We start from the raw sequence: 4871 nt of genomic DNA, 5'->3' as shown, positions 1-4871 counted from the left end.
CGCGCGACGCGCTCGGCCGGTGCCGACGGGGCCCGGGGAGTTTCAGCGGTTCTCGCCCGGGACCCACAGGATGTCGCCGACCTCCTTGTTGGCCGTCCGGGCCAGGATGAACAGCAGGTCCGAGAGCCGGTTGAGATAGGTGGCGGTGAGCGCGTTCATGGACTCCCCGTACGCGTCGAGCGCCGCCCAGGTGGAGCGCTCTGCGCGGCGCACCACCGTGCACGCCTGGTGCAGCAGCGCCGCGCCCGGGGTGCCGCCCGGGAGGATGAAGCTGCGCAGCTTCTCCAGACCCTCCAGGAAGCGGTCGCAGTCCGCCTCCAGCTTGTCGATGTAGCTCTGCCGCACGCGCAGCGGGGGATGGGCGGGGTTCTCCACCACCGGGGTGGACAGGTCCGCGCCCACGTCGAACAGGTCGTTCTGGACGCGGACCAGCACCTTGACGATCTCGGCGGGCAGCCCGCCCAGCGCGATGGCCACCCCGATCGCGGCGTTCGCCTCGTTGGCGTCGGCGTACGCGGCGATCCGCGCATCGGTCTTGGCGGTGCGGCTCATATCGCCGAGGGCGGTGGTGCCCGTGTCCCCGGTACGCGTATAGATGCGGGTGAGATTGACCATGGCTCCGAGCCTACGCGGCGGGCCTGCGCCCTGGATGGCTCCGAGCCTGTGCGGCGGGCCTGCGCCCTGGATGGCTCCGAGCCTGTGCGGCGGGCCTACGCCCCGGCCTGCCGGAAGAGCCGTGCGCCGAGGGTCACGGACACGGCCGCCAGCGCGGTGGCGACCACCGCGGCCGACGCGATCTTCCCGTCCCCGTACTCGCCCGCGAAGGCGGCCCGCACCCCGTCCACGAGATAGCGGAACGGCACGAAGTGCGAGGTGACGTCGAGCCAGCGGGGCCCGAGCGACATCGGCAGCAGAATCCCGGACAGCAGCATCGCGGGCATGGTGAGCGAGTTGATGACCGGCGCGAACCCCTGCGGGGTGGCCACCCGCATCGCCAGCGCGTACGAGAGCGAGGCGAGCGAGACGGTGAGCACGCCGACGAAGAGGAAGCCGATGGCCACACCCAGCACCGGGGCGCGCAGCCCGAGCGCGACGGCGACGCACACCAGCACCACGGACTGCGTCAGCAGCTGTACGACGTCCTTGAGTACCCGGCCCATGAGCAGCGCCAGCCGGCTGACCGGGGTGACCCGCATGCGCTCGATGACGCCCGTGCGCCGCTCGAGGATCAGTCCGATCCCGGCGAACGAGGCGCTGAAGAGGCCGAGTTGGACCAGGATGCCGGGGACGATGGTCTGCCAGGAGCTGCCCTGGCCGCCCAGCGGCACATCGGTGAGCAGCGGACCGAAGAACACGAGGAAGAGCAGCGGCTGGACCATCCCGAAGACCAGGGCGGGTGTGGAGCGCAGCGTCTGGCGGGCGTAGCGGCCGAAGATCAGGGCCGTGTCGGAGACGAGATGAGGCATGGGGCCTTCTTCTGGGGGCGGACTTTCTTCTGGAGCGTCCGGGCTTCCGGAGCCTCTGGAGCGCCCGGGCTTCCGGAGCTTGTGCGGCTTCTGGGCTTCCGGTGCTCCGGGAGCTGCCGTGTCCTCTGGGCTTCCGGAGCTTCCGGTGCTCCGGGAGCCGCGGTGTCCTCTGGGCTTCCGGTGCTTTGGGCGCTTGGTGTGGTCCGGGTCAGACGGCGAGCGGGGCGGGGTCCCGCGGGGCGGCGCCGCGCCCGGTGACGGCGATGAAGGCGTCCTGGAGGGTGGCGTCCGGTGAGCCGCCGTACTCGGCCTTGAGGTCCCGCGCGGTGCCCTCGGCGGCCACCAGGCCCTGGTCGACGATGACGAGCCGGTCCGACAGGGCCTCCGCCTCGTCCAGGTAGTGGGTGGTCAGGCAGACGGTCATGCCGTGCTCGGCGCGCAGCCGGCGGATCAGCTGCCACAGATCGGCGCGGCTGCCGGGGTCGAGGCCGGTGGTCGGCTCGTCCAGGAAGAGGATCCCGGGCCGGTGGACCAGGCCGAGGGCGATGTCCAGCCGCCGCCGCTGGCCGCCGGAGAGCGCCGCACAGGGCCGGTCCAGCAGTGCGGTGAGGTCCAGCTCGCGGGCCAGCTCTGCGGCGCGGGCGGTCGCCCCGGGCTTGTCCATCCGGTAGAGCCGCCCCTGGGTGACCAGTTCCTCCCGTACCGAGACCGTCGGGTCGACCCCGCCGGACTGGGCCACGTAGCCGATCCGCCGGCGTACCCCCGCCGGATCGCGGGCCAGGTCGTGTCCGGCGACGGTGGCGCTGCCGCCGGTGGGCGGGAGCAGCGTGGTCAGCATGCGCAGCGTGGTGGTCTTGCCCGCCCCGTTGGGCCCGAGGAAGCCCAGGATCTCCCCGCGCTCGACGGTCAGGTCGATACCGCGCACGGCCGTCACGGGGCCGCGTTTGGTCCGGAAGGTGTGGGTGAGGCCGTTCGTCGTGATGACTGCCATGGGACAAGAAAAACAGGGCCGCTCTATTTTTGCAATGACCCCAAAAACCAAGGAGCCCCAGCGAAGTTAGGATGAGGCCATGGCGGAAGGGCTCAGGGAACGCAAGAAGCGGCAGACCAGGCAGCACATCTCGGACGTGGCGACCGGGCTGTTCATGGAGCGCGGCTTCGAGGCGGTCACCATCGCGGAGGTCGCCGAGGCGGCCGAGGTCTCCGTCAACACGGTCTACAACTACTTCCCGACCAAGGAGGACCTCTTCGTCGACCGCGAGGAGGAGATCGTCGACCGCCCCTCCCGGCTCGTCCGGGAGCGCGCCGTCGGCCAGTCGGCGGCGCGGGCGCTGCTGGACCGGCTGCGCCAGGACATCCGCGAGCGGCACCCCTACGTCGGGCTGACCGAGGGCTACGACCGGTTCCGGCAGGTCATCGTGGATTCGCCGACGCTGATGGCCCGTCTCTTCACGATCCAGGGGAGGACGGTCCACCAGCTCGGCGTCACCCTGCGCGAAGAGGCCGCCGCCGAGCCGCGGGACCCGACCCCCGATTTCATCGCCCACCAGCTCGTCGGGGCGGAGAACGCCGTCCGGCGCGGTATCCAGCGCGGGCTCGCGGAGGGCGGCGGGGTGGACGAGGTCGCCGAGGACGCCCTCCGCATGGTCGACGTCATGGAATCGCTCCTCGGCGACACCGTGCTCAACTATGCGGTGAAGAACACACCGTGACGCGCGTTACGAGGGCTGCCCGAGGGGGTGAACGGGCGTTAAGGTCCGGCACATCGGACTGTCGAAGACAACAGAAGGGTGTGTGCCGTGGCCAAGAAGCTCGCGGTCATCGGAGCCGGACTCATGGGGTCCGGCATCGCGCAGGTCTCGGCCCAGGCGGGCTGGGACGTGGTGCTGCGTGATGTGACCGACGAGGCGCTGCGGCGCGGCACGGACGCCATCCGGGCCTCGTACGGGAAATTCGTCGCCAAGGGCAAGCTGGCGGCGGAGGCGGCCGAGGCGGCGCTGGGCCGGATCACCACCACGACCGACCTCGACGCCGCCGCCGACGCGGATGTCGTGGTGGAGGCGGTCTTCGAGAAGATCGAGGTCAAGCGGGAGATCTTCGGCGCCCTCGACAAGCTGGTCAAGGACGACGCGATCCTGGCCTCGAACACCTCCGCGATCCCGATCACCAAGATCGCGTCGGCCACCGGCCGCCCGGAGCGGGTCGTCGGCACGCACTTCTTCTCGCCCGTCCCCATGATGGCGCTGTGCGAGCTGGTCCGCGGCTACAAGACCAGCGAGGAAACCCTCGCCGCCGCACGGGAGTTCGCGGAGGGCGTCGGGAAGACCTGTATCGTCGTCAACCGCGATGTCGCGGGTTTCGTCACCACCCGGCTCATCTCGGCGCTCGTCGTGGAAGCGGTGAAGCTGTACGAGTCGGGGGTCGCCACGGCCGAGGACATCGACACCGCCTGCAAGCTGGGCTTCGGCCATGCGATGGGACCCCTCGCGACGGCCGATATGACCGGCGTGGACATCCTGTTGCACGCCACCGACAACATCTACACCGAGTCTCAGGACGAGAAGTTCGCGCCGCCGGAGATCATGCGCCGGATGGTGGACGCGGGGGACATCGGCCGTAAGAGCGGCGAGGGCTTCTACCGCTACTGAGGGCCCTGGTGCGGCGCCAGGGCCGGAACTCACCCTCGCGGGTGAATTCGGTATCGGTTCGCTTACAGACGGCAACTTCCTCGGGTGAGGCGCAGTCAGTTCTGTAGACAGAAATGGCGCATTGACGACACGACGCACCGTATTGGGGAGCGCATATGCACATCAGGGGCGACCACGCCGAGCTGGTCGTCGGGGGCCGACTGGACGTCCGGAGCGCGGCGGACGCCCGTACGGCCCTGCACACCGCCGTCGACGCCGGCGGCGGGGATCTCGTTCTCGACCTCACCGAACTGGACTCCTGGGACGCCACCGGCCTCGGCGTGATCATGGGCGCGCACCGCCGGGCGGGCCGGGCGGGCAGGAGGCTGGTGCTGCGCGGGGTGCCGCCCCAGATGCAGCGGCTGTTGGTGGCCACCCGGCTGCACCGCATCCTGGCGATCGAAGGCGGCCTGGAGGCGGAGTCGCTGCCGCGGGTCTGAGCGCGTGGGCCGGTTGCCCGGAGTCGGCGCGTTACCCGGGGTGGCGCGGGCGCCCTCCGGCGCGGTGGATACTGTGAGCAGGTCCAGGCCGTCTCATACGGCCCGGGGTTCGGTGATGACCGGAGGCATTTCCGCACGGCGGCACCGGACCAGAAGCGAAGGCAGGCCGGGGAGCCTTACAGCACGCCACGCATCTGGGGGGCAAGGACCATGGACCCGAAGAACCGCAGACCGGAAGAGCACGGTCACGACGACACCGGGCCGGGCGCGAGTCCCGG

Annotated in this window: 6 protein-coding genes; 3 read left to right on the top strand and 3 right to left on the bottom strand. The window is 70.7% G+C overall.

Going from position 1 to position 4871, the window contains the following annotated elements; all coding sequences use genetic code 11:
- Positions 1-42: 42 nt before the first annotated feature.
- From AXW62_RS25200 to AXW62_RS25190, 3 genes are all read right to left on the bottom strand, one after another.
- Positions 43-615, bottom strand: coding sequence for a cob(I)yrinic acid a,c-diamide adenosyltransferase (locus AXW62_RS25200; RefSeq protein WP_060946513.1), 573 nt, complete (start codon positions 613-615; stop codon positions 43-45).
- A 95-nt stretch (positions 616-710) separates the two neighbouring features.
- Positions 711-1466, bottom strand: coding sequence for an ABC transporter permease (locus tag AXW62_RS25195; protein WP_030823926.1), 756 nt, complete (start codon positions 1464-1466; stop codon positions 711-713).
- A 208-nt stretch (positions 1467-1674) separates the two neighbouring features.
- A complete protein-coding gene (locus tag AXW62_RS25190; RefSeq protein ID WP_060946512.1) occupies positions 1675-2457 on the bottom strand; it encodes an ABC transporter ATP-binding protein in 783 nt (260 codons plus the stop codon).
- Positions 2458-2536: 79 nt separating this feature from the next.
- Between AXW62_RS25190 and AXW62_RS25185 the strand changes: the two genes are divergently transcribed.
- The 3 genes from AXW62_RS25185 to AXW62_RS25175 all read left to right on the top strand — a co-directional run bounded on the left by AXW62_RS25185 (position 2537) and on the right by AXW62_RS25175 (position 4593).
- Complete coding sequence (locus AXW62_RS25185; protein WP_060946511.1) at positions 2537-3178, top strand: TetR/AcrR family transcriptional regulator; 642 nt, start codon at positions 2537-2539, stop codon at positions 3176-3178.
- A gap of 87 nt (positions 3179-3265) precedes the next feature.
- On the top strand, positions 3266-4114 hold the full coding sequence (locus AXW62_RS25180) for a 3-hydroxyacyl-CoA dehydrogenase family protein (protein WP_060946510.1): 849 nt from the start codon (positions 3266-3268) through the stop codon (positions 4112-4114).
- 155 nt (positions 4115-4269) lie between these two features.
- Positions 4270-4593, top strand: coding sequence for an STAS domain-containing protein (locus tag AXW62_RS25175; RefSeq protein WP_044569898.1), 324 nt, complete (start codon positions 4270-4272; stop codon positions 4591-4593).
- Positions 4594-4871: the final 278 nt, after the last annotated feature.

Origin of the sequence: Streptomyces hygroscopicus subsp. hygroscopicus, from assembly GCF_001553455.1 — a bacterium.
Classification (GTDB): Bacteria; Actinomycetota; Actinomycetes; order Streptomycetales; family Streptomycetaceae; genus Streptomyces; species Streptomyces hygroscopicus.
Note: the sequence above shows the minus strand (reverse complement) of the source record. Positions and strands in the feature narration are given on the sequence as shown.